Genomic DNA, 1,271 nt, shown 5'->3' with positions numbered 1-1,271 from the left:
TCTCCCACCACCCCCACAACCGCCTCCACGCCGATAACTCCGTGCCGGGCGCGAGCGCCCGGCTCTCCTTCGACGAGCACGGCTCACCGACCACGAAGGTGGTGCCGATCATGCGCGTCCAACCCGACGGCACGGCCAGGTTCGCCCACGTGGCCACGTCGTGAGCCGACCGGGGCCGGGGCCACCTCCGCTAGACGGGCGCGACCGGCCTGCCGCGAGGGCCGGACGGGTGCGCCCCGCACGGGTGTCCCGGCCGCGGCGTTCAGGTTCGCCCGGAGCGGTGGTTGCCCAGGCCCGCGGCGGGCTCGTCGAAGCCCGCGACGCCCGGTAGGCCGGCGAGGAGGTCCGCGACCGTGTGGGCCCGGATGTCGGACAGCACCTCGGTGTCGAACCTGCTCGCGATGGCCCGCACGTGCTCCTCGGCCGGGGCGGCGAGCCCGTCGTAGACCGCCGCGAACAGGTCTCGCGCCGGTGAGCGCAGCCACCCGGGCGGGAGCAGCTCGATGGGCAGGTGCGGGTCGAGGATCGGCAGGCGGCGGTAGGTGTCCATGACCTCGGTGCGGGCCCGGACGGCCTCGGCGCCGGTGATCCGGGCGGCGCGCACCTCGGCCGCCAGCGGGCTCCACCGCTCGATGAACGACTCGTACTGCCGGGCGATGGCCGCCGTGTCCCACGCGTCGAGGGGCTCGCGGCCCACGGAGGCGCCGAGATCGACGTGCCGGGCGCGGAAGACGGTGATCGCGCCGAGGGTGAGCTCGGTCAGCTGGGCCTCGACCTTCCCGGCCAGGTCGAGCGGCGAGATCCACAGGCCGTCGTACAGCGGGGCGTACCCCATCCACCGCAGCCGGCTGCGGAGCCCCCGACGCCGGGCGACCTCGTCCTGCGGCAACGAGAACGCGATCAGCGTCCACTTCCCGTCCCACGGCCCGTCGTCACCGGAGGCGACGATCGCCCGGCCGCCGACGGCCAGGAACAGGGCGGCGGGGTCGGTCAGCCGGTAGGAGCTGTTGCGGCCCTGGCGACTGCCCTCCAGCACGCCCCGGCGGGCCAGCCGGCTGATGGTGGTGCGGGCCCCGGCGTGGCTGACGCCGGACTCCGCGAGCAGCGCCACGATGGCGGCCGACGGCAGCCGACCCCGCGTGCGCAGGGTGTAGTCGGCCAGCAGGGTGAGGGCCAGGCCCTGCGGCGAGTTGCCGGCCTGCCGCCGGGGGAGCCGGACCGGCCCCGCCGCGTCATCAGGGAAGATCTCCTCGATGTCGTAAGGGCTCGTC

At 75.4% G+C, this 1,271-nt stretch carries 1 protein-coding gene; it reads right to left on the bottom strand.

The annotated features are described in order from the left end of the window. Positions 1–262: 262 nt before the first annotated feature. Positions 263–1,271: PaaX family transcriptional regulator C-terminal domain-containing protein (locus AB0G02_RS40860; protein ID WP_360806120.1), on the bottom strand; the 1,009-nt coding region annotated here is incomplete at its 5' end.

It is taken from the genome of Actinosynnema sp. NPDC023658, from assembly GCF_040639995.1.
In the GTDB taxonomy this organism is placed as follows: Bacteria; Actinomycetota; Actinomycetes; order Mycobacteriales; family Pseudonocardiaceae; genus Actinosynnema.
This window is presented reverse-complemented; position numbering and strand designations above follow the sequence as displayed.